17 protein-coding genes are annotated in these 22,835 nt (G+C 65.8%); 11 read left to right on the forward strand and 6 right to left on the reverse strand.

Annotated features, from left to right (window positions below; genetic code table 11):
* Positions 1–156: 156 nt before the first annotated feature.
* The 4 genes from NDN16_RS11055 to ubiG form a co-directional block, all read right to left on the reverse strand.
* Positions 157–471, reverse strand: coding sequence for an RNA-binding S4 domain-containing protein (locus tag NDN16_RS11055; RefSeq protein ID WP_353050213.1), 315 nt, complete (start codon positions 469–471; stop codon positions 157–159).
* Between the two features lie 10 nt (positions 472–481).
* A complete protein-coding gene (locus tag NDN16_RS11060; protein WP_435301093.1) occupies positions 482–3,670 on the reverse strand; it encodes a helicase-related protein in 3,189 nt (1,062 codons plus the stop codon).
* 74 nt (positions 3,671–3,744) lie between these two features.
* A complete protein-coding gene (locus NDN16_RS11065) occupies positions 3,745–4,218 on the reverse strand; it encodes a hypothetical protein (protein WP_251113672.1) in 474 nt (157 codons plus the stop codon).
* A gap of 91 nt (positions 4,219–4,309) precedes the next feature.
* Positions 4,310–5,056 carry a bifunctional 2-polyprenyl-6-hydroxyphenol methylase/3-demethylubiquinol 3-O-methyltransferase UbiG gene (gene ubiG, locus NDN16_RS11070; protein WP_251113673.1) on the reverse strand — a complete coding sequence of 249 codons (747 nt, stop codon included), beginning with the start codon at positions 5,054–5,056 and terminating at the stop codon, positions 4,310–4,312.
* A gap of 203 nt (positions 5,057–5,259) precedes the next feature.
* On the opposite strand from ubiG, the gene NDN16_RS11075 reads away from it, so the two are divergent.
* The 6 genes from NDN16_RS11075 (at position 5,260) to clpB (ending at position 15,178) form a co-directional block, all read left to right on the forward strand.
* Positions 5,260–6,519 (forward strand): aspartate kinase, encoded by a 1,260-nt coding sequence (locus tag NDN16_RS11075; RefSeq protein WP_251113674.1) that lies wholly within the window; start codon positions 5,260–5,262, stop codon positions 6,517–6,519.
* Positions 6,520–6,588: 69 nt separating this feature from the next.
* Positions 6,589–8,868: a phosphoenolpyruvate--protein phosphotransferase gene (ptsP, locus tag NDN16_RS11080; RefSeq protein ID WP_251113675.1), complete on the forward strand. Its 2,280-nt coding sequence runs from the start codon at positions 6,589–6,591 to the stop codon at positions 8,866–8,868.
* 50 nt (positions 8,869–8,918) lie between these two features.
* Positions 8,919–9,998, forward strand: coding sequence for a peptide chain release factor 1 (prfA, locus tag NDN16_RS11085; RefSeq protein ID WP_251113676.1), 1,080 nt, complete (start codon positions 8,919–8,921; stop codon positions 9,996–9,998).
* A complete protein-coding gene (prmC, locus tag NDN16_RS11090) occupies positions 9,991–10,860 on the forward strand; it encodes a peptide chain release factor N(5)-glutamine methyltransferase (RefSeq protein WP_251113677.1) in 870 nt (289 codons plus the stop codon). Before prfA ends, prmC begins: the two co-directional genes overlap by 8 nt.
* A gap of 388 nt (positions 10,861–11,248) precedes the next feature.
* Entirely contained in the window at positions 11,249–12,352 is a 1,104-nt protein-coding gene (locus tag NDN16_RS11095) for a DUF4167 domain-containing protein (protein WP_251113678.1), read from the forward strand.
* Between the two features lie 204 nt (positions 12,353–12,556).
* Positions 12,557–15,178 carry an ATP-dependent chaperone ClpB gene (gene clpB / locus NDN16_RS11100; RefSeq protein WP_251113679.1) on the forward strand — a complete coding sequence of 874 codons (2,622 nt, stop codon included), beginning with the start codon at positions 12,557–12,559 and terminating at the stop codon, positions 15,176–15,178.
* 54 nt (positions 15,179–15,232) lie between these two features.
* Here the strand turns inward: clpB and NDN16_RS11105 are convergent, their stop codons facing one another.
* Positions 15,233–15,619 (reverse strand): PRC-barrel domain-containing protein, encoded by a 387-nt coding sequence (locus NDN16_RS11105; protein WP_251113680.1) that lies wholly within the window; start codon positions 15,617–15,619, stop codon positions 15,233–15,235.
* Between the two features lie 107 nt (positions 15,620–15,726).
* Here NDN16_RS11105 and NDN16_RS11110 point away from each other — a divergent pair, with 107 nt between their 5' ends.
* The 5 genes from NDN16_RS11110 to mgrA all read left to right on the forward strand — a co-directional run bounded on the left by NDN16_RS11110 (position 15,727) and on the right by mgrA (position 20,518).
* The gene (locus NDN16_RS11110; protein WP_251113681.1) at positions 15,727–16,563 is read left to right on the forward strand and encodes an aldo/keto reductase; all 837 of its coding nucleotides are present in this window, start codon (positions 15,727–15,729) and stop codon (positions 16,561–16,563) included.
* 28 nt (positions 16,564–16,591) lie between these two features.
* Positions 16,592–17,005, forward strand: coding sequence for a translation initiation factor 2 (locus NDN16_RS11115; protein WP_251113682.1), 414 nt, complete (start codon positions 16,592–16,594; stop codon positions 17,003–17,005).
* Positions 17,006–17,126: 121 nt separating this feature from the next.
* Positions 17,127–18,455 carry a L,D-transpeptidase family protein gene (locus NDN16_RS11120; RefSeq protein ID WP_251113683.1) on the forward strand — a complete coding sequence of 443 codons (1,329 nt, stop codon included), beginning with the start codon at positions 17,127–17,129 and terminating at the stop codon, positions 18,453–18,455.
* 1 nt (position 18,456) lies between these two features.
* Positions 18,457–19,413 carry an extensin-like domain-containing protein gene (locus NDN16_RS11125; protein ID WP_285292599.1) on the forward strand — a complete coding sequence of 319 codons (957 nt, stop codon included), beginning with the start codon at positions 18,457–18,459 and terminating at the stop codon, positions 19,411–19,413.
* Positions 19,414–19,480: 67 nt separating this feature from the next.
* Complete coding sequence (gene mgrA, locus NDN16_RS11130) at positions 19,481–20,518, forward strand: L-glyceraldehyde 3-phosphate reductase (RefSeq protein ID WP_251113685.1); 1,038 nt, start codon at positions 19,481–19,483, stop codon at positions 20,516–20,518.
* 31 nt (positions 20,519–20,549) lie between these two features.
* Here mgrA and NDN16_RS11135 read toward each other — a convergent pair whose 3' ends face one another.
* On the reverse strand, positions 20,550–22,490 hold the full coding sequence (locus NDN16_RS11135) for a M23 family metallopeptidase (protein WP_251113686.1): 1,941 nt from the start codon (positions 22,488–22,490) through the stop codon (positions 20,550–20,552).
* Positions 22,491–22,835: the final 345 nt, after the last annotated feature.

Genomic DNA, 22,835 nt, shown 5'->3' on the forward strand with positions numbered 1-22,835 from the left:
CCTGTTCCCGGACGCACCGGCGGGACGGTCAGGATCACGCCGGTTGGTTGATGAGGCTGGCGCCAGCGACTTGGCCTTGAGACAACGTCGCCACGCCGGGCGGAGGTAGCCCCTTGCCGGTTGCGTTGCAAGAGCAAAGCTTGTCGCCGCAAGCCCCTATTGCGATAAAGAATTCTCCTGCACATCGATGCCGGCGGCCGGGCCGGTCGATGTCAGCTCCTCGAAAAGGCAGGCCGCCTCGCTGGCCGGGCCACGCCTTTCTCCGGCCGTCAGCACCCGCAACACGCGAACGGATCTGTCCAGCCGTATGGTCAGAACGTCTCCGGGCCGCACCAGGCGCGCGGCATGTTCCACCTTGTCCCGGTTGACGCGAACGGCGCCGGAAACGGCCAGCTTCTGCGCAAGGCTGCGCGATTTGACGACGCGGGCGAAGAACAGCCACTTGTCGATACGCTGCTCGCCTCCCGTCATCCGCCGGCCCTTACTTCTTGAGCATGTCCTTCAGCGCGGCCAGCTTGGCGAAGGGGGAGTCGGGGTCGAGCGGCTTTTGCCGTTCGGGCCGCCTTTCCTCCCGCATGGCGGGCTTGCGCTCATCCTGGTCCGGTCTCGGCTTGCCACGCCCTTCCGCACGCTTGGGCTTCTGCCACGGCTTGCGCTGCTGCGCACCCTCATGGCCCTCGCGGTCGCCGCGCCGGCCTTCGCCTGGCGCTCCGGCCTGTGCACCCTGCTGCCCTCCCGGGCGGCGTCGCTGCTGCTGGCCGCCACGGTTGGCGCGCGTGTCGTCGCGCCTTCCGCCGCGGCCCTCGCCCCGGTGCGGCTTCCAGAGCTGGACAAGCTTGCGCTCTTCCGTGGCCGCATCATCCGGCGCGTTTGCGGCGGCCGTCTCATCGTCGGGCGCGACCTCGCCCGATACCATTTCGACCGCGTCGGCCGGCGTATTGTCGGACAGGATGGCGTCGACGGGAACGGGCGCGTCTTCCGGCGCCGTCTCGACGGCTTCTTCGTCGGTGACGGCCGCGGCAGGCTGCATCAGAGGGCTCTCGGGCTGCGCCTCGGTTGCGGCGCCCGGCGCATCCGCCTCTGCGGGCGTCGCGATGGCGGCTTCTTCGGCGATCGCGGCGTCTTCCGGCGGAAGTTGTGCCACGGCCGGCGCGGATGCAGCCTCCTGCGCCGCGACCAGACGATCCACCTCGGCCTGCTCGACGCTGCGGGCGCGGTAACCGAGGCCCTTGAGGATCTCGTCCATATCGTCGGGCGTTGCGCCGAGAATGGACATCATCGCCGCCGTTACCTGGAACTCGCGCCCATCGAACGCTCCTTCCGGGCGCTTGCCGACGCCGGGCTTCCAGGACAGGGCTGGGCGGATCAGGTCGGCGAGGCGCTCCAGAATGTCGACGCGCACCGCGCGCCGGCCGAGAACGCGGTAGCCGGACAGAGTATAGAAGACGGGGTCGAAGCCGGCATCCAGCGGCGCGGAGGTGCGGCCGGTGGCCAGGAGCTGCGTCACCTCGCCGAAGCCGGGGCGGTCGCGACCATCGTTGCGGATGCCCCAGAGAAGGGTGATGAGCTGCGCCGGCGCAGGCTTGACCAGCATGGGCAGGAAAATGTGATAGGCTCCGAAGCGTACGCCAAGGGCGCGCAGGGCCGCGCGGGCATCCTGATCCAGGCTGCGGACATCGTCGGCGATCTCGCGGCGCTGCAGAAGCCCGAAATTCTCGGCAAGGCGATAGGCGATGCCCTTGGCAGTCCCCTCGAGGCCTTCGCCGGCCTCGAGATCCACGAGCGGCTTGAGGATGGTGGAAACCTGATAGGTCACGTAACGCTCGGCGCGCGCCTGCACCTTGTCGCGCTGGGCGCCGGCCAACTGGTCGTCGGCCAGAAGCACGAGGCGCGGACGCAAGGGCGAGTCGCCGGCGCTCAGCACGGCGACGGGCGCGCCCAGCCATCGCAGAAGGCCATCCGACCCAAGTGCGAAATCGCCATTGGGGGCGTTCGCGAAGCGCTCCGCCCGGTTGTCGTATTCTCCGGTCAGGGCCTTCTGCGCCGCGGCGCGCACGGCTTTCGCATCGGGGCCGTCGGACTTGACGTCCGGCGTGAACCTGAACCCCTGCAGCTCGCCTACATGGTGACCCTCCACGAGCACCTTGCCGTCGCCGCCGATCTCAGCTTCCATGAATGCGTTCTCTCTCAGCCGCCTCATCAAGACGCTTGTCCTGCGGTCTACGAAGCGTTTCGTCAACCGCTCGTGCAACGCGTCGGACAGCCTGTCCTCGATCGCGCGCGTCTTTTCCTGCCAGTGTGACGGATCGGCAAGCCATCCGGGCCGGTGCGAAATATAGGTCCAGGTGCGGATTTCCGCGATCCGCTGCGATAGCGCGTCGATGTCGCCCTCGGTGAAGTCGGCCCTTTCAACCTGCGCGGCCATGTAGTCTTCCGCGACATGGCCGCGCCCGGTCAGGTCGCGGTAGATGGAGGCGATGATGTCCGCATGCTGGGCCGGAGCGATTCGCCGATAGTCGGGAAGCTTGCAGGCCTCCCACAGAAGTTCGACCGCGCGCGCGCCCTTTGCCAGCCGGGCTATGCCGGGATCGGCTGCCAAAAGGCCAAGCGCGCGCTGATCGACGGAAGGCAGGCTGCGGGTGAGGTCGGGCGAGGCGGGCGGCGCGTCCAGGCTTTGGCGGAGCGCGTCGCATGACGAGAAATCGAGCTGCCGCGAACGCCATTGCAGGACTTTCAGCGGCTCGAAGCGGTGGGCTTCCAGCGCCTCGACCAGCTCCTGCGGCAAGGGATCGACCTGGCCGGTAACCCCGAAGGTTCCGTCGCGCACATGCCGCCCGGCGCGGCCGGCGATCTGGCCGTATTCGGCCGGCGAAAGCTGGCGGTACTGGAAGCCGTCGAATTTCCAGTCCTGTGCGAAGGCGACGTGGTCGACGTCGAGGTTGAGCCCCATGCCGACGGCATCCGTGGCCACCAGAAACTCGACGTCGCCATTCTGGTACAGTTCGACCTGTGCGTTGCGCGTGCGCGGGCTGAGGGCCCCCAGCACGACGGCGGCGCCGCCGCGCTGACGCCTTATCAACTCCGCGATTGCGTAGACCTCGTCCGCCGAGAAGGCGACGATGGCGCTGCGGCGGGGCAGGCGGGTGATCTTCCTGGAGCCGGCGTAGAGCAGTTGCGACAGGCGCGGCCGCGTCTGCACCACGATGCCCGGCAGCAACCTTTCCAGCACGCCGCGCATGGTCGCGGAGCCGAGAAGCAGCGTCTCCTCGCGGCCGCGCATATGCAGGATCCTGTCGGTGAAGACGTGGCCGCGCTCCAGGTCGCCGGCCAGTTGCACCTCGTCGATGGCGACGAAGGCCGCACCGGACTCGACCGGCATCGCCTCGACGGTGCAGACGCAATAGCGGGCGTTCGGCGGCTTGATCTTCTCTTCACCGGTAATCAGCGAAACCGCGCCGATGCCGACCCGATCGACGACGCGCTGATAGACTTCCCGCGCCAGCAGGCGCAAAGGCAGCCCGATCACGCCCGACGAATGGGCTACCATCCGCTCGATCGCAAGCCACGTCTTGCCGGTGTTGGTGGGTCCGAGAACCGCCTTGACGCCGGTCGCGTCGAAGCGCGCGGGCCGGGCGGGCGGTCTGGTGTTGATCGGGCGCATGTCCATCATGTCACCCGATAGTTGGGACATGGACGGACGTAACGCAATCACCTCACGGCGCGCGCGACGACCGTCAACAGGTTTCAGGCATCCAGCGAGGCCGAAAGGCCTTCCGACAGAAACCGCAGCCAACGCTGGTGCGAGGGCTCCACCCGCCATGCGACGAGCGCGGCTGCGGCACGCGGCTCGTTCCGGCGCCATGCGGCCATGAGGCGCAGCAGCCAGGTCTCGTCGTCGCTGACCGCGCGGGCGCCGGGGCGGTAGATCACCATGTCGCGACGGGCATGGTCGGCCAGCCCCCGGAAGAAGCAGACCGAATAGCGCTCGAGCGAAGCCTCGCGCCCCGCTGCAAGCAGGAAGCACGCCTTTTCGAGGTTCGGCTTTGGGGCCAGCCGGCTGCGCAGGGCAAGCCAGCGCAAGCGATCCAGCTCGATGCGCTGCGCATCGTCGAGCATGCCGGGGCCGGGCATGATGCGCGACGAGGTCGGGCACGCGGGAAACGCCAGAACCCGGCCTTCCGGCTGGTATATGGTTTTGCGCGATGCAGACGAGGCCATTCGACGGTTCCCGCAGTCCGGGCGGCCATAACATGACCGCTGCTGTCAGCTTCAACTATCAGACTGCATTTCGAATTTCCAGTGCGCGGCGTCAAGCCGGCCGGGTGGCCGACATCATGTAGTTGACGTCCATGTCGGAGGTGGCGCGCCATGTGTCGGCCAGGGGCGAGTAGGCGACGCCGGTGCGCGCCGCCGGGATAAGGCCGGCGGCTTTCAGCGGCAGATCGATTTCCTCGGGGCGCACCAGTTTCTCATAGGAGTGGGTGCCGCGCGGAAGCCAGCGCAGAACGTATTCCGCGCCGACGATGGCCAGCGCCAGGGCCTTCATCGTCCGGTTTATGGTGGCGACCACCATGACCCCGCCGGGGCGGACCATGCCGGCGCAGGTGGTCAGGAAGAACGGGACGTCGGCGACGTGCTCGACGATCTCGAGCGCCAGGACGACGTCGTAGGTTTCGCCTGCTTCCGCCAGCGCCTCGGCCGTGGTGGCGCGATAGTCAATGGCGAGGCCGCCCTCGGCTGCATGCAGGCGCGCCACCTCGATATTCGTGGCGCTGGCGTCGGCGCCGGTAATGTCGGCACCCAGCCGGGACAACGGCTCGCAGACGAGGCCGCCACCGCAGCCGATATCCAGTATGCGCAGGCCGGACAGCGGATCGGGCGCCCGCGCATCGCGGTCGAAATGCCGGACGATCTCGTTCCGGATCCATTCGAGCCGGACGGGATTGAACTTGTGCAGCGGCCGGAACTTTCCATGCGGGTTCCACCATTCGGCGGCCAGCCGGGAGAAGCGCTCGACCTCCGCCGCATCGATGGTCGTCGCCTTGTTGTCGGACATGATGCCTCCGCCTGCCGTGGTCAGGCTAGCTGGATGGGCCGCGCAGTCCGGCAAGTCAACCGGAGGCTTCTTGCGGCCAGCCGTAATTTCGGTTACTGAGCGGCGCTTTCGCGATCGGGCTGCGCAGTGCGGCTCTCTGTCGCGTGTTCTTTTCAACTATCGGCCGCCTGCGGGTTGCCGGACAACATCAAGCTTCTTGTCCCATGGCGCGTCTCGTCCTCAAATTCGGCGGCACCTCGGTGGCCGATGTCGACCGTATCCGCAACGTGGCCCGCCACGTCAAACGCGAGGTCGACGCCGGTCACGAGGTGGCGGTGGTGGTTTCCGCCATGTCGGGCAAGACCAACGAGCTGGTCGGCTGGTGCCGGGAGGCCTCGCCCATCCACGACGCGCGCGAATACGATACCGTCGTCGCATCGGGAGAGCAGGTGACGGCCGGCCTTTTGGCCATCGTTCTGCAGTCGATGGGCGTCAATGCGCGCTCCTGGATGGGGTGGCAGATTCCTATATCGACAGACAATGCCCATGGCGCGGCCCGCATCGAGGATATCGACGCCTCCGATATCACGCGTCGTTTCGCCGAAGGGCAGGTGGCGGTGATCGCCGGTTTCCAGGGGATCGCCCCGGACAGGCGGATCGCCACGCTCGGACGCGGCGGCTCGGACACCAGCGCCGTCGCCGTGGCGGCCGCGCTGAAGGCCGACCGCTGCGACATCTATACGGATGTGGACGGCGTCTACACGACGGATCCGCGTATCGAGCCGAAGGCCCGCCGCATGGACCGCATATCCTTCGAGGAGATGCTGGAAATGGCGTCGCTGGGCGCCAAGGTGCTGCAGGTGCGCTCGGTCGAGCTGGCGATGGTTCACAAGGTGCGCACGTTCGTGCGTTCTTCTTTCGAGGATCCGGATGCGCCCGGCATGGGCGATTTCGACAACCCGCCGGGTACCCTCATTTGCGACGAGGATGAAATCTTGGAACAGCAGGTCGTCACCGGCATCGCCTACGCCAAGGACGAGGCGCAGATATCGCTTCGCCGCGTCGAGGACAGGCCCGGCATCGCCGCCGCCATCTTCGGCCCGCTGGCCGATGCCGGCGTGAACGTCGACATGATCGTGCAGAACATCTCCGAGGACGGCACCCGCACCGACATGACATTCACGGTGCCGGCCAGCGACCTCGACAAGGCGACGACCATCATCGAGAACGCCAAGTCGGACATGCGCTTCGACGTCATCCAGTCCGAGGGCGGCCTGACCAAGGTGTCCGTCATCGGCATCGGCATGCGCAGCCATACGGGCGTCGCCGCAACGGCCTTCAAGGCGCTGGCGAACCGAGGTATCAACATCCGCGCCATCACCACGTCGGAGATCAAGATATCCATCCTGATCGACGGCGAGTTTTCCGAACTGGCGGTTCGGACCTTGCATTCGGTCTACGGTCTCGACAAAGCTCGTCCCTGAACACGGGCGGCATCCAGAACGCCCGAATCGACATCGCCCGTGCGGGCGATGTCCCAACGTGACGGACGGATGACGCCCTTGACGCGAAGCGATTCCCCCGGGCCGCGGGTGTTGTTGCGCCGCATGCGCGAATTGATGGCCGAGCCGCTGGAGCCACAGGCGCGGCTGGACGAGATCGTCCGCCAGATCGCCGCCAACATGGTGGCGGAGGTGTGCTCCCTGTACATCCTGCGCGCCGACGGCGTACTCGAACTCTATGCGACGGAAGGGTTGAACCCGGGATCGGTCCACCTTGCGCAATTGCGCCTCGGCGAAGGGCTCGTCGGCACCATCGCCGCGACGGCCCGGGCGCTCAACCTCAACGACGCCCAGAAGCATCCCGCCTTCACCTACCTGCCGGAAACCGGAGAAGAGATCTACAACTCCTTCCTGGGTGTGCCGATCCTGCGGGCGGGGCGCACGTTGGGCGTGCTGGTCGTGCAGAACAAGGCCAAGCGCGTCTACCGCGACGAGGAGACCGAAGCGCTCGAGACCGTCGGCATGGTGATTGCCGAGATGGTCGCCGCCGGCAGCCTGGAGGGATTGTCGCGGCCGGGCGTGGTGCTGGACCTGTCGCGTCCCGTCATGATCGAAGGCGCAGCGCTTGCGGACGGCATCGGCCTGGGCAGCGTGGTGCTGCACGAGCCGCGCGTCGTGGTGACAAACCTGTTCAACGAGGATGTCGAGGGAGAGGTGGCGCGGCTCGACGGGGCGCTGTCTTCGTTGCGCATCTCCATCGAGGACATGCTGTCGCGCCGCGACATCGCGGTGGAGGGCGAGCACCGCGCTGTCCTCGAAGCCTATCGAATGTTCGCCAACGACAGGGGCTGGGTGCGCAAGCTGGAAGAGGCCGTGCGCAACGGCCTGACGGCGGAAGCTTCCGTCGAGAAGGTGCAGTCGGACATGCGGGCGCGCATGATGCACATGGCCGACCCCTATCTGCGCGAGCGCCTGCACGATTTCGACGACCTCGCCAACCGCCTGCTGCGCCAGTTGATGGGGCAGGCCGCCGACCTGTTCGGCGAGGACGATGCGGGCGACGCCATCATCGTCTGCCGAAACATGGGCGCGGCCGAGCTTCTGGATTACCGCCGCGAGCAGGTGCGCGGCCTGGTGCTGGAAGAGGGGGCGCCGACGAGCCACGTCGTGATCGTGGCCAAGGCGCTCGGAATCCCGGTCGTCGGACAGGCCAAGGGCGCCGTTTCGATGGCCGAAAAGGGCGACGCCATCATCGTCGACGGAGAAAAGGGCGTGGTGCACCTGCGCCCGCCCTCCGACATCGAGGATGTCTACGCCGAGCGCGTGGCTTTCCGCGCCCGCCGTCAGGAGCGCTACCGCCAGCTGCGGGACCAGCCGGCCGAGACGAAGGACGGCCGCCGCGTCTGGCTGCTGGTCAATGCCGGCCTTCTCGTGGACCTGCCGCAACTGGCCGATTCGGGCGCCGACGGTGTCGGTCTCTTTCGGACGGAGCTGCAGTTCATGGTTGCTTCGGCAATGCCGAAGACCAGCGAACAGGAGCGGCTCTACGCCTCCGTGCTGGATGCGGCGGGCGACAAGCCCGTGACGTTCCGCACGCTCGATGTCGGCGGTGACAAGGTCTTGCCCTACCTCCACCAGTCGGCGGAAGAAAACCCCGCCCTCGGCTACCGCGCCCTGCGGCTGGCGCTCGACAAGCCCGGCCTGATGCGCACGCAGCTTCGCGCCCTGTTGCGCGCGGCCGGGGGGCGGGAGCTGCGCGTCATGTTTCCCATGGTGACGGACATGGAGGAGCTGAAGCAGGCGCGCGACCTGATCTCCCGCGAGTTCAAGCAGCAGACGCGCTTCGGCCACGTCATGCCGCGCCGCCTGAAGCTGGGCGCGATGATCGAGGTGCCGTCGATGCTGTACCAGCTCGACGAATTGATGGCGCTGGTGGATTTCGTATCCATCGGCTCCAACGACCTGTTCCAGTTCTTCTGTGCCGTGGACCGCGGCAATGCGCAGATCTCCGGACGCTTCGACGACCTGTCGCCGCCCTTCCTGAAGGCGCTGCGCGAAATCCTGCGGGCGGGCGAACGCAACGACGTGTCCGTGACGCTGTGCGGCGAGATGGCCGGACAGCCATTATCGGCCATGGCATTGATCGCACTGGGCTTCAAATCCATATCCATGACCACGTCCTCGATCGGGCCGGTGAAGGCGATGCTGCTGGAACTGGATGCCGGGGACCTTTCGCGCGAGCTCGATGCCTTCCTGGAAAACAGGTTCCGGCAGGGCCGGCTCCGCGACTTCCTGCGGGATTACGCCGCCCGCAACTCCATCCCGCTCTAGGCCCGGCGCTTCAGGCGCCGGACAGCCGGACGCATCAATTCAGGAATCCCATGGCGATCTTGCCTGCCGATACGATGAACGAAATTCTCAAGCGGTCCGAGCACCTGGAGGCCGAGATGGCCAAGGGCCCGGAGCACGAGGTCTATGCGCGGCTGGCCGCGGAATATTCCGGGCTCGAGGACGTGGTCGCGGCCATCCGCGCCTATCATGCCGCAACGCGAGAGCGCGCCGACCTGAAGGGCCTTCTGGAGGATCCTGCCGCCGACCGCGAAATGCGCGAGCTTGCCGTTGCGGAGATGGACGACCTGGCCGGGCGCATCGACGCGCTGTCGGACGAAATCCTCATCCTGCTTCTGCCCAAGGACGCTGCCGACGAAAAGGGCGCGATCCTGGAAATCAGGGCCGGGACCGGCGGTTCCGAGGCTGCCCTCTTTGCCGGTGACCTGTTCCGCATGTATCAGCGCTACGCCGAGTTGCGCGGCTGGAAGGTCGAGATACTCGACGCCTCTGACGGTGAGGTCGGCGGCTACCGCGAGGTGATCGCCGAAGTGCGCGGCAAGGGAGTCTTCTCGCGGCTGAAGTTCGAATCGGGCGTGCACAGGGTGCAGCGCGTGCCGGCGACGGAATCGTCCGGGCGCATCCACACTTCGGCGGCGACGGTGGCCGTGCTGCCCGTGGCCGAGGATGTGGACATAGAGATCCGCGCGGAAGATATCCGCATCGACACGATGCGCGCGTCCGGCGCCGGTGGCCAGCACGTCAACACCACCGATTCCGCCGTGCGCATCACACATCTGCCCACCGGAATCGTCGTCACCTCGTCCGAGAAGTCGCAGCACCAGAACCGGGCGCGGGCCATGCAGGTGCTGCGCGCCCGCCTTTTCGACATAGAGCGGCAGCGGGTGGAGAGCGAGCGTTCCGAGGCGCGCCGGTCGCAGGTCGGCTCGGGCGACCGGTCGGAGCGTATCCGCACCTACAATTTTCCGCAGGGGCGTGTGACCGATCACCGTATCAACCTGACGCTCTACAAGCTCGATCGCGTCATCGAAGGCGAGATGGACGAGTTGATCGACGCGCTCATCGCCGATCATCAGGCGGCGCAACTGGCCTCCATGGGTGTCGATGCCTGAGGCGCCCACCATCGGCGAGCTCCTTGCGCAGGCCCGGGCTCAACTGGCCGCAGCGGGGATCGACAGCGCGGCGGCGGATGCGCGCCTGTTGATGATGGACAGCCTGGGCCTGACGTCGGCCGATCTTCATCTGCGCTCCGGACAATGCCCGTCGCGGCCCGTGGAGCCCTTCCGCGAGCGGCTGCTGCGGCGCATGTCGGGCGAGCCGGTCCACCGCATCCTCGGGCATCGGCCGTTCTACGCGCACGACTTCGCGCTGTCGGCCGATACGCTGGAGCCGCGGCCGGACACCGAGACACTGGTGGACCTGGCCATCGAGACGCTGTCGGCGCGGTTCGGGCGGGCGACGCCGTTCCTCTTCGCCGATATCGGGACGGGCACGGGCGCCATAGCGGTATCGCTCCTTGCCGAATTTCCACAGGCCCGGTGCATCGCCGTCGACATAGCGCAAGGCGCCCTGGATACCGCGATGCGGAACGCCCGCGATGCCGGCGTTTCGGCTCGGATTCGCCCGCTCGTATCGAACTATCTCTCCTCCATCTCGGACCCGCTGGACGCCGTCGTGTCGAACCCGCCCTATATTCCTTCGAACGAGATCGACGGGCTCGATATCGGCGTTCGCCGTCACGATCCGCGCCGGGCGCTGGACGGGGGAGCCGACGGGCTCGATGCCTATCGCGCCCTGGCTTCCGGCGCGGCGGACATTCTGCGACCGGCCGGGGACATGCTGCTTGAAATCGGGGCCGGCCAGGGGCCCGACGTCCGCAGCCTGATGGAGCAGGCGGGGCTTGCCTTCGTCGCGTCGAAGATGGACCTCGGCGGGCACGAACGCGCACTCCTGTTCCGCCGCGGCGCGGGATGACAAATACGGGCACAATGCACAATTAAATAGGAAGCGGACCAAGAAACCCCTTGTGAGCGCGCGTCGGAGCCACTAGGACTAAATCCAGAGACGGATATTCGGCAGGGATGGCGCACCGCTTCGTTTGAGGCGGTCGGGCCGAAAGCCCCCCGAAAAGGCTCCGATCCGTCCAGGTGTCTGTGAACACTCGCGGGACACGACCAACACGAAACATGGCGAGCAAGGGCGGCGCATTCGCGTAAGCGGATTCTGTCGCAAATGCTCAAACGCTGATTTTCATGCGTGGCGGCCTGTGCCGCCCGAAAGATGGGGCCAGACCGGACGAACAGGCAGCGCGATTTTCATGCGCCGGCCGAAACGGACCGTGTGATCCAAAGACAGGAAAAGCATGAGGCCACAACAGCAGAACAAGCGTATGCGTGGACGCGGGCGCAAGGGCCCCAATCCGCTGGCGCGCAGCTACGAATCCAATGGACCTGACGTGAAGATTCGCGGGACGGCCCAGCACATAGCCGAAAAATATACGACGCTGGCGCGCGATGCGACGGCTTCCGGCGACCGTGTCATGGCGGAAAACTATCTCCAGCATGCCGAGCATTACGGGCGTATCGTCGCCGCTGCGCAGGGAAGTTTCCAGCTCCAGTCCAATGAGCGCGATTATGACGGCGACGAGGACGAGGGTGACGATCTGGCGGCAGAGGGCGGCGCCCCGAACGGCCAGCAGAACAATGGCCACCAGAACGGCTATAATGGTGACCGCCAGCACAATGGGGGCGAGCGCCAGAACAACGGCCAGAACCGCCACGATGGCGGTCGGCAGGATAATTCCCGCCACGACGGCAACCGCGATCGCCGAAACAATTTCCGCGACCGGCAGGGCAATGGCGAAGGCTATGCGCCCGAGGCCGTTGCCGAAGGCGAAGACGCACAGAACCGCCCTAACGGCAATCGCAACGATAACAACAACCGCAACGACGGCAATTTCCGCCGCGACAGGGAAGATCGGCGTACCCGCTTCGCCGAGCGCCGCGAGCGCTTCAACCGTGAGCGTGGCGAAGGTCAGCCCGGTAGCGACGGCCAGGATGTCGGCGCCGTCGGCGCCCCGCAGCCGGAGATCGAATCGCCCACATTCGCCGACGACGCGTCGATGACGCCGTCCGTCGAGTTGAAGGCGGAGCAGGGCCGTCGACGCGGCCGTCCGCGCCGCGATGGCGACGAGGCGGAGGCCGTTGTCGATGCTCCGGTGAACGCCGAGGTTCCCGCCCCGGCCGCCGGGGAGTCTCCGGCGACCGTAAGCGCCGATATCGATGCCGACGCGAAGCCGGCACCGCGCCGGCGTACCCGCGCCGCTGCCGCCAAGGTGGAGGGCGAGGACGCCGGACCGGAAGCGCCGAAGCGCAAGTCGGCCACCCGCGCCCGCCGCAAGAAGGCGGATGACGACGCATCCGAAGAAAGCCATCTGCCCGCGTTTCTCGTGGGTTCGGATAGCTGATCGCCGTCCACTGCAATCGATCGATCTTGAAAAGGGCCGGCATCACCGGCCCTTTTCTTTTGCGTCCAATCTTTTGTCGGGGCATCTTTTCGGCAGGCTCGACCCATCCCATATCCGATGCAGCGGTTCGCCTCAGGGGAGCCGACTCCACGGTGTGGCGATGGATGCCGAAGATCGGGCCATCGCCGTAAAGGAGATGACCGGATGAATATCGAGAAATACACCGAGCGTGCGCGCGGCTTCGTTCAGGCTGCGCAAACCCTGGCACTGACGCGCGACAATCAGCAATTCCTTCCCGAACATCTTTTGAAAGTCCTGGTGGACGATCCCGAAGGGATGGCCACGGGCCTGATCGAGCGCGCCGGCGGCCGGCCCCAGGATGTGAGGCTGGCGGTGGATGCCGCCGTCGACGCCGTCCCCCGCGTGACGGGCGGCGCAGGGCAGATTTATCTTGCGCCGCAGACGGCCAAGGTGTTTGCAACGGCAGAGGAAATCGCCAAGAAGGCCGGCGACAGCTTCGTTACGGTGGAACGACTGCTGCTCGCACTGGCCATGGAAAAAAGCGCCAAGACCTCCGAAATCCTGGCCAAGGCCGGCGTGACGGCCAACTCGCTGAACGCCGCCATCAACGAAATCCGCAAGGGCCGCACCGCAGACAGCGCGTCCGCCGAACAGGGCTACGATGCCTTGAAGCGCTATGCCCGCGACCTGACCAAGGATGCCCGCGAGGGCCGCCTCGACCCGGTGATCGGCCGCGACGACGAGATACGCCGCACGATCCAGGTCCTGTCGCGCCGTACCAAGAACAACCCGGTGCTGATCGGCGAGCCGGGTGTCGGCAAGACGGCCATCGCCGAAGGCCTGGCCCTGCGCCTCGTCAATGGCGACGTGCCGGAATCGCTGCGTGACAAGCAGTTGATGGCGCTCGACATGGGCGCGCTGATTGCCGGCGCGAAGTATCGCGGCGAATTCGAGGAACGGTTGAAGTCCGTCCTGTCGGAAGTGCAATCCGCCGACGGCAACATCATCCTATTCATCGACGAGATGCACACGCTTGTCGGCGCGGGCAAGGCGGACGGCGCCATGGATGCGTCCAACCTGCTGAAGCCGGCTCTGGCGCGCGGCGAGCTGCATTGCGTCGGCGCGACGACGCTGGACGAATACCGCAAGCACGTCGAAAAGGATCCGGCGCTTGCCCGTCGCTTCCAGCCCGTCTTCGTCGACGAGCCCACCGTCGAGGATACGATTTCGATCCTGCGCGGCCTGAAGGAAAAGTACGAGCAGCATCACAAGGTGCGGATATCGGATTCCGCCCTTGTGGCCGCCGCGCAACTGTCCAACCGCTATATCACCGACCGCTTCCTGCCCGACAAGGCCATCGACCTTGTCGACGAGGGCGCGGCGCGGCTGCGCATGGCCGTCGATTCCAAGCCCGAGGCCCTGGACGAGATCGACCGCCGCGTCGTGCAACTGAAGATCGAGCGCGAGGCCCTCAAGAAGGAAAAGGATGATGGCGCGCGCAGCCGGCTGGAGCGGCTCGAGGCCGAACTGGCCGACCTGCAGGAGCAATCCGATGCGTTGACGGCGACCTGGCAGGCCGAAAAGTCGAAACTCGGCCATGCGGCCGAGCTCAAGCGCAAGCTCGACGAGGCCCGCAACGCGCTGGCCATCGCCCAGCGCAATGGCGAGTTCCAGCGTGCGGGAGAGCTGGCCTATGGCGAGATCCCGGACCTCGAGCGCCAGTTGAAGGAAGCCGAGACGGCGGACCAGTCGCAGGGCGGTTCGATGGTCGAGGAAACCGTGACCGCCGATCACGTCGCACAGGTCGTTTCGCGCTGGACCGGCATACCGGTAGACCGGATGATGGAAGGCGAGCGCGAAAAGCTTCTCCGGATGGAAGACGTTCTCGGCCAACGCGTGGTCGGGCAGGGCGAGGCGGTACAGGCCGTTTCCCGCGCCGTGCGGCGTGCGCGTGCCGGCCTGCAGGATCCGAACCGGCCCATCGGGTCGTTCATCTTCCTCGGTCCGACGGGCGTCGGCAAGACGGAGTTGACGAAGGCATTGGCCAGTTTCCTCTTCGACGAGGAGACCGCGATGGTGCGCATCGACATGTCGGAGTTCATGGAAAAGCATTCCGTGGCCCGGCTGATCGGCGCGCCTCCCGGCTATGTCGGCTATGAGGAAGGCGGCGTGCTGACCGAGGCGGTCCGACGCCGGCCCTATCAGGTGATCCTGTTCGACGAGATCGAAAAGGCCCATCCGGATGTGTTCAACGTCCTGCTGCAGGTCCTGGACGATGGACGGCTGACGGACGGACAGGGCCGTACGGTGGATTTCCGCAATACGCTGATCGTCATGACGTCGAACCTCGGCGCCGAATATCTCGTGGCGCTCAAGGACGACGAGGATGTGGAGCAGGTGCGGGGGCAGGTGATGGACGTGGTGCGCGCCAGTTTCCGGCCCGAATTCCTGAACCGCGTCGACGAGACCATCCTGTTCCATCGGTTGCATCGTTCCGAGATGGGCGCGATCGTCGATATCCAGATGCGGCGGCTGGAGAAGCTGTTGCAGGAGCGCAAGATCAGTCTGGAACTCGAGCCGTCGGCACGCGAATGGCTTTCCGAAAAGGGCTACGACCCGGCTTATGGGGCACGCCCCCTGAAGAGGGTCATCCAGCGCGAGGTGCAGGACCCCCTGGCCGAGCGCATCCTGCTCGGCGAGATCAAGGACGAGGACAGCGTCAAGATTTCGGCTGGCAACGACAGGCTGCAATTCTATGTGGTCGGCTCGAAAGCCGAAACACCCGGCGACCGGTTCGCCGCATGACAGAAAAAGGGGCGGCCTCGCGGCCGCCCCTTTCGTTTGTGCCTCAGGTTTCCGTCAGTAATAGCCAAGGCCGTAGTAATCGTTGATGCGCCGGCCGTAAGCCGGGTCCACCCAGTCGGGCCGGTCGCTTTCGGAATAGTGCGGCGCACCCTCCAACTGCTCGCGTGTCAGGCCGACGACATAGCCGCCCTGCCGCTCGTCGTATTTGAGCACCTGCCATGGCAGCGGGTGATACTCTTCGCCGATCCCGAGGAAGCCGCCGAACGACATGATCGCATATTTGACCTTGCCGTCGCGCTTGCCGATCACGAGATCGTAGATATGGCCGAGGCTGTCGCCGTCGGTGTTGAAAACCTTCGTGCCGTTTACGCGGCTGGCCTCGATGGCATCGGCGCCGACCTGCACGTCACCATTCGGGCTCACTTCGTAAGTCGAGGACATGGGAAACCTCCCTCTCTCGTCCGTGTTCCGTTTCTGGAACGACGCAAGGCGCGCGCTCGTTCCGGTGCGGTAGCGTCGAAAACGGTAATGAAGAGGGTGGAAAGCGCATGCGGACGATCGATTTTGCCGATGGCGACGGCGTTCCCGCAATCGGTCAGGGCACCTGGATGATGGCCGAGGGCCGCCGCCCGCGCGGCGAGGAAATCAGGGCGCTGCGGGTCGGCTTCGACCTTGGGCTGACCCTCGTCGACACGGCCGAAATCTATGCCGGCGGCGCGTCGGAGGAACTGGTGGGCGAAGCCATCGAGGGACGCCGCGACGAACTCTTCATCGTATCGAAGGTCGCCCCGTCCCATGCATCGTCGCAGGGCACCATCCGCGCGCTGGAAGGAAGCCTGAAGCGACTGCGCACAGACCGGATCGATCTGTATCTACTGCACTGGCGCGGCGGTTTTCCGTTGTCTGAGACGGTCGCCGCGCTCGACCGCCTGCGTGCAGACGGCAAGATCCTCATGTGGGGCGTGTCGAATTTCGACACGGACGATATGCAGGAGCTGATGGAAACGCCGGGTGGCCGCGCCTGCGCAACCAACCAGATCCTCTACAATCCGCAGGAGCGCGGAACCGAATTTGACCTTCTGCCGTGGATGCGGCGCGAAGGCATGCCGGCCATGGCCTACTCGCCCGTGGGGCAGGGGGGCGAACTCCTGCGCCATGCGGCGCTGGCCCGTGTGGCGCGGCGGCATGGCGTAGCCCCGGCGCAGGTGGCGCTGGCCTTCGCGATCAGGGACGGAAACATGATCGCCATTCCCAAGGCCGGTACGGAAGAGCATGTGCGGCAGAATGCCGCTGCCCTCCGGCTTCATCTGGATGCCGATGACATGAAGGTGTTGGACGCGGCCTTTCCGCCGCCGTCAGGCAAGGTTCCGCTGTCTATAATCTGATCTGGTATCGAGTTCGGACGAGGTTTCGATGACCCTGCGAGCGATAGCGCTTCTGTTCCTGGCAATGCCGACGCTTGCCGCCTGCGGCACCATCGCGCGTGGGACCAGCGACGACGTGACCATCGAAGTCGAACCCGCGGACGCATTGGTGCGCACAAGCTATGGGCGGGTTTGCCGTGGCCCCTGCAGAATCCGCGCTCCTCGTGCCGAGGATTTTACCGTCACTGCGGAAAAGCCGGGCTATGTCAGCCAGACTGTGGAGGTACGATCGAAAGTCAGTCTTGCCGGAGCTACCGGGGCCGCACGCAACGTCATGACGGGCGTGGGCGTGGTGGGCGCCGGTGTCGATGTGTATTCCGGCGCGATCTACGATCACGAACCCAATCCCGTCCGCTTCCGGCTGCGCCGAGCCGAACAGGGTCCGGCCCGGCCGGCGACATGAGAATGGCGATGGACGATATTTGCCATTCGGTAACCATATCTTGCGATAGAGTGGAGACCGGACATTCTCGCTTTGGGCGGTGGAACCTCTGGTCGAATCTCTCGGCCGGAAAGGATTGAAGATGATGGCGTTGCGTTTTCGCTGGATAGTCGCGTTTCTGGCGATCCTGCCGCTGGCCGCGACCTCCGCGGAGGCGCAGTACGGCTATGATTACGGGCGCGACCCGTACGGGGCGCACGATCCCTATTACGATAACCAGGATATGGGAGACGTCCGGCGCTTCATCGACGAGGACGGACGCATCGTGACCGTGGATCCCTATGGCCGCGTCGTCTCGATCGAGGAGCCGGCCCGGCGCGCGCCCCCTCCCGGGGCCGTGCTGGAGGGGCCGGCGCAGCGATACGACCCTTACGGAAACTACGGAGCCGGCCCATCGGACTCCATGCCCCTGCCGCCGCCCGGTGCTTCGCAGCGCGCCGGCCTTCCGCCCGTGGACAATACCTACACGGGCTCGGTCAACCCGGCGGAACCCGCCATGCCGGCGCCCGGCCAGCCGATGATCGAGACCGACCCCGCACCGCCGGTCGCCGGGCCGACCGGGCGCAATGCCAAGGCGGAGGTTGCCGCGCTTCAGGTGATCCTCGATCGCGCGGGCGTATCGCCCGGCGTCATCGACGGACGCATGGGGTCCAACGTCAACAAGGCCGTCGCCGCCTACCACGAAATGACGGGCCGCCTGCTGGACGCGACGAGCCCTCAAGCGTTGCTGGAAGAGTTGTATGCGACGGGCGGGCCGGCGGTGGTGGAATATCAGATCACCAACGAGGACGTTTCCGGGCCTTTCGTCGCGTCGATCCCTTCGGACTATGCCGAGAAGGCGACGATGCCGGCGATGTCCTACGAGCGCGTTTCGGAAATGCTGGCCGAACGGTTCCACATGGACGAGGCTTATCTTCGGGAAATCAATCCGGGTGCCGATTTCAGCCGTCCCGGAACCATCCTGCGGGTGATGGATACGGGCTCCAACGTCAAGACGCCGGTGGCGCGGGTGGTGGCCGACAAGGGCCGCGAGCAGGTACGCGCCTATGACGAATACGGGCGGCTGGTCGTCGCCTATCCCGCGACCATCGGTTCGTCCGCCACGCCATCGCCCGCCGGAACCCATACCGTGGCGCGCATCGCCCTGAACCCGAACTACACGTACAATCCCAAGATCAATTTCCAGCAGGGCAACAACACCGGCGTCCTGACGATACCGCCCGGCCCGAACGGTCCGGTCGGGTCGGTCTGGATCGCCTTGTCCAAGCCAACCTACGGTATTCACGGAACGCCCGAGCCGTCGCAAATCGGAAAGACGAACAGCCATGGCTGTATCCGCTTGACCAACTGGGACGCCCAGGAGTTGGCGAAGCTCGTGAAGCCGGGCGTCACCGTAGAGTTTCACGACTGACATGATGTCCATCCGGCCGGTCGTCTTCGCCGCATGTCTTTTCGCTTACGGGGCCGGCTGCGGCGCAAGCGCGGCGCAGGAGAACGCTCCCGTACCGACGCCCGTCCCCGGTGGCGAGACCGCGGGCCCGCCCGCTCCGACCCGCGAAGGCCAGGATATTCCCGAAGCGGCCATCCCGGTTCCGGAGTTGAAGCCGGCAGAGCCGCCGGCGCCCGGCGCGGCGGAGCCGCAGCCGGAACCCGAACCACCATCCGCGGACGCACCCGAGGGGCCGAAAGCGACGCCGCCGACGCCGGCCGAGCCCCGTCCCGCCTATGTTTCACCGCAGAAGGCGCGCACCAGCCCGGAGCCGTCCGCTCCGACAACGCCCGATGCGGCCGTGACACCAGAAGAATCGGTGGAAGCGGCGGAAGCGTTGCTGGATGCGGAGACATGCGAGGGAGAGTTGAAGAAGCGGGGTGTGCAATTTTCGATAGGAGACTCGATCGCCGATGGCGATTGCGGCGTGCTGCGCCCCGTCACGGTTCGGGCGCTCAGTAGTGGCATGACGGTTTCGCCCGATACGCAGATGCTGTGCCGCACCGCGCTGGCGTTGGATATCTGGGTGGCGAAGGGAGTTGTCGAGGCGGCCAGGAAGGCCTTCCCCGACGAGGAACTCACGTCGATCACGCACGCATCCACCTATGTGTGCCGCGATCGCGCCAGCGAAAGCCGTATATCGGAACATTCGCGCGGCAGCGCCATCGATATCGCATCCTTCGGCTTCCGGTCGGGCAAGACCATCATCGTCGAGCGACAGGAGCCGGCCACCGCGGATGACCGCTTCCTGGCGGATTCGCGACGCGCCGCCTGCGGCCCGTTTCGCACCGTCCTCGGGCCCGGTACCGATGCCGATCACGACACCCATTTCCACCTGGATATCGCCGCACGCACCAATGGCTCAACCTATTGCCGTTGAAACTTGAGGCTGCGTCGCCGCACGGCTACAAGGCGTCTGACTTCAAGTTTTCCGGGAGGGACGACAGATGCCATACGATGCCGCGGCAAACCGCTACGACAGCATGCCCTACAGGCGAACGGGCCGCTCCGGGCTGCAACTGCCGGCGATTTCGCTGGGCCTCTGGCAGAATTTCGGCGGTGTCGATACCTTCGAGACGGGGCGCGCGGTCCTGCGCCGCGCCTTCGACAGGGGCGTCACGCATTTCGATCTCGCCAACAATTACGGCCCGCCTCCCGGCTCGTCCGAGGAACAGTTCGGCCGTTGGATGGAACTGGATCTTCGCCCCTATCGCGACGAGCTGATCGTGTCCACGAAGGCCGGTTACCTCATGTGGCCGGGCCCGTACGGCAATTTCGGCTCGCGAAAATACATCCTTGCCAGCCTGGACCAAAGCCTCGGGCGCATGGGGCTGGACTATGTGGACATATTCTACCATCACCGGCCGGATCCCGACACGCCGCTCGAAGAAAGCATGGGGGCGCTGGATCAGGCCGTGCGCTCGGGCAAGGCGCTCTATGTCGGCGTCTCTTCCTATTCGCCGGAACTGACGCGCGAGGCCTATCGTATTCTCAAGGCGCAGGGTACGCCCTTCGTCATTCACCAGCCATCCTATTCGATGCTGAACCGTTGGGTGGAAGACGGCCTTCTGGATACGCTGGCCGAACTCGGCCTGGGCTGCATCGCCTTCTCACCCCTCGCCCAGGGGCTGCTCACGACCAAATATCTGAACGGGGTGCCCGAAGGCTCGCGCGCGACGCGCAGCGTTTCGTTTTCGCCCGAACTGATCACCCCGGAGAATGTGGAGCGGATCGCCGCGCTGAACGAGATCGCCAAGGCTCGTGGACAGACGCTCGCGCAGATGGCCATTGCCTGGGTCCTGCGCAATCCGGCCGTAACCTCGGCACTGATCGGGGCGCGCAACGTCGAGCAACTCGATAATTCTCTGGATGCGCTGAACAATCTGGACTTCTCGGACGACGAATTGAAGTCCATCGATTCCCATGCGACGGAAGGCGGCATCGATTTGTGGCGCAGCCATTCCCGAATCCAGCCGGCCGCCTAGAGCGGAAACGCTCCGAACCGGCAGACGAGCGTCAGCGGCCGGCGACCCGCATGTCGGCCGCGCCTTCCTCGATCAGCGTATCGATGCGGGCGCGCTCCTGCTGGAAGACCTCCATCTGCTCGCCCTTCAGGGCACGGCTTGCCGGAAGGCGAATCCGCATCGGATCGACGCGCTGGCCATTGACCGAAACCTCGTAATGCAGGTGGTTGCCGGTGGACAGGCCGGTGGATCCGACCGCACCGATCACCTGGCCCTGCCGGACCTTGGCGCCGACGACGACATCCTTGGCGATGGAGTTCTGGTGCGAGTATGAGGTTTCGTAGCCGTTGGCGTGCTTGATGACCGTCTGGCGCCCGTAGCCGCTCGTCCAGCCGGCATGGGTTACCGTGCCGGAGGCGCTGGCCAGGATGGGCGTGCCGCGCGGCGCTGCCCAGTCGACGCCCCAATGCATGCGCGAATAGCCCAAGACCGGATGCCGGCGCGACCCGAAGGACGAGGTGAAGCGTCCGTTCGGAACGGGATTGCGCAGCATGAACTGGCGTGCACTCCGCCCTTCCGCGTCGTAGAAGTCGAGAATGCCGGCGTCGGGATCCCAGAAGCGATAATATTTCTTCTCGAAATTGCCGAACCTCGCCTCGACGTAGAGGATGTCGGAGTTCTCGTCGGCTTCCGTCTTGCCGTCCGTCAACGAGTAGAGGACGGTCAGCTTGTCCTCCGGCTCCAGCCGTGCCTGAAAATCGAGATCCGCGGCCAGAAGGCGCACCAGCCGGCGTACCAGCCTTTCGTCCAGCCCGTAGGACAGCGACGCTTGGTAGATGCCGTCGTAGACGGTCGGCATGCTGGAGCGCATCGGCTCTTCCGTGGCGTTCTCATCGAAGGCTTCGGCCACCGACCGGCTCAACTGCGGTTCGGGCCCCTCCATGTACGTGCCGTCATCGGCGCGTCCCACGGTCGCCAGATGGTCGATGCCGCGATAGGCCGATACGCGGACAAGTCCAGGGTCGCCGTCATGCGCCAGAAGACCGAGCCGGAGCACCTCGCCGGGCTGCATCTCATCACGGCCCAGAAGCTTCCCCAGCGCCGCCGCCGCCTTGCCGGCCTCCGCTTCCGGGTAGCCGTTCTCGGTAAGCGCCTTCTCGATTCCGTAGGTTTCGCGAAGCGGAATGATCTCTTCCGTATACCGACCGGCATGGGCGGCGCCGTCGTCGGCCTGCGAGACGGAGACGTTCTCCTGAATGACCCGGAAGGCAGAGCCCGGTACATATCCCTGGATATCGCTCATCGGATCGAAGCGGCCGGGATCGAAGGGAAGGAACGCCGCAACCTGTACGGGCGTCGTCTCGAGATCTTCCTCGGTTTGGCGCAGGAGCGCCTCGGCCTCCTCCGTACCGATATCGTCAAGATCGTCGAGGTCGGCGCTGGCCATGTCGAACGGCTCGACGGCAAGCTGCACATCGGACTCCACCCGCGATCCGTAGATCTGACCCTGCTCGCCCAGCCGATCGGCGTCGACCTCTGCGTCGTCCTCGGCAAATACCTTCAACGGATCGAAATCGGGGTAATCCTCGGTGGCGGTATGTCGAGCACCCAGCATCATCGCCACATAGGCGATCGGCACGGTCCGGATGACATCCCGGTTGCCGTCGCTGATCATCGTGGGGACTTCCAGCACCTTCTTGCTGCGTGAAAGCGGGATCGCCGTGGCGAAGACGCGCTCGCCGCGGATCATCGGAACGTCCGGCGCGGCGTATGCCGCCGACGGGTTCTGCACCGCGGGCCGCGCTAGGATGGGGTGCCCCTCATGCGCCGCCGACAGGGCGATGCCCATGAGCGTCACGGAGGTGACGCCCGTCAGAAGCGTTCCCGCCAGCCAACGCGCCGAGACCTGACGCCGATCCGGCCGTCGCCGCTTGTCGGCGACCAGCGGAGGCGTATCCCCCAACTCGTCGAGCACATGGCGTTCCTGCTTCATTCCGCTCCTGCTCGCTGCCCCACTCCGGCTTCCGCGAAACGATTGGCCGGTTTCGCCTGCGCATGTCAATCTCGCGTGCGATTTGGCCTTCGATAAGGCGGGCATCGGGGCCGGCAGAAGGCCGGGTTTCGTCTCGCGCGGCAAGCGATTCCACTGGATCCACCGACCAAAATGGCGTCCGGGTTTGACATCGGGGCAGGGGATACCCAGATAGGGTCCAGGCAAGTCATTGTCGGACAAAGCGTTTCGCAGTTTTTCGACAGTTTTGCGATTTTCCTGGTTGACGGTTGGATCTTGTTGGTCCTATAAGCCGGCCATCGAGACGGCGGCGGCGCCGGGCCGGAC

Origin of the sequence: Aureimonas altamirensis, assembly GCF_023702225.1 — a bacterium.
GTDB lineage: Bacteria > Pseudomonadota > Alphaproteobacteria > Rhizobiales > Rhizobiaceae > Aureimonas > Aureimonas altamirensis_B.

Excerpts from the sequence above, each read along its gene's own strand:
- NDN16_RS11055 (WP_353050213.1), bottom strand. The coding sequence starts at position 471 with ATGACGGGAGGCGAGCAGCGTATCGACAAGTGGCTGTTCTTCGCCCGC.
- NDN16_RS11060 (WP_435301093.1), bottom strand. The coding sequence starts at position 3,670 with ATGATGGACATGCGCCCGATCAACACCAGACCGCCCGCCCGGCCCGCG.
- NDN16_RS11065 (WP_251113672.1), bottom strand. The coding sequence starts at position 4,218 with ATGGCCTCGTCTGCATCGCGCAAAACCATATACCAGCCGGAAGGCCGG.
- ubiG (WP_251113673.1), bottom strand. The coding sequence starts at position 5,056 with ATGTCCGACAACAAGGCGACGACCATCGATGCGGCGGAGGTCGAGCGC.
- NDN16_RS11075 (WP_251113674.1), top strand. The coding sequence starts at position 5,260 with ATGGCGCGTCTCGTCCTCAAATTCGGCGGCACCTCGGTGGCCGATGTC.
- ptsP (WP_251113675.1), top strand. The coding sequence starts at position 6,589 with ATGACGCCCTTGACGCGAAGCGATTCCCCCGGGCCGCGGGTGTTGTTG.
- prfA (WP_251113676.1), top strand. The coding sequence starts at position 8,919 with ATGGCGATCTTGCCTGCCGATACGATGAACGAAATTCTCAAGCGGTCC.
- prmC (WP_251113677.1), top strand. The coding sequence starts at position 9,991 with ATGCCTGAGGCGCCCACCATCGGCGAGCTCCTTGCGCAGGCCCGGGCT.
- NDN16_RS11095 (WP_251113678.1), top strand. The coding sequence starts at position 11,249 with ATGAGGCCACAACAGCAGAACAAGCGTATGCGTGGACGCGGGCGCAAG.
- clpB (WP_251113679.1), top strand. The coding sequence starts at position 12,557 with ATGAATATCGAGAAATACACCGAGCGTGCGCGCGGCTTCGTTCAGGCT.
- NDN16_RS11105 (WP_251113680.1), bottom strand. The coding sequence starts at position 15,619 with ATGTCCTCGACTTACGAAGTGAGCCCGAATGGTGACGTGCAGGTCGGC.
- NDN16_RS11110 (WP_251113681.1), top strand. The coding sequence starts at position 15,727 with ATGCGGACGATCGATTTTGCCGATGGCGACGGCGTTCCCGCAATCGGT.
- NDN16_RS11115 (WP_251113682.1), top strand. The coding sequence starts at position 16,592 with ATGACCCTGCGAGCGATAGCGCTTCTGTTCCTGGCAATGCCGACGCTT.
- NDN16_RS11120 (WP_251113683.1), top strand. The coding sequence starts at position 17,127 with ATGATGGCGTTGCGTTTTCGCTGGATAGTCGCGTTTCTGGCGATCCTG.
- NDN16_RS11125 (WP_285292599.1), top strand. The coding sequence starts at position 18,457 with ATGATGTCCATCCGGCCGGTCGTCTTCGCCGCATGTCTTTTCGCTTAC.
- mgrA (WP_251113685.1), top strand. The coding sequence starts at position 19,481 with ATGCCATACGATGCCGCGGCAAACCGCTACGACAGCATGCCCTACAGG.
- NDN16_RS11135 (WP_251113686.1), bottom strand. The coding sequence starts at position 22,490 with ATGAAGCAGGAACGCCATGTGCTCGACGAGTTGGGGGATACGCCTCCG.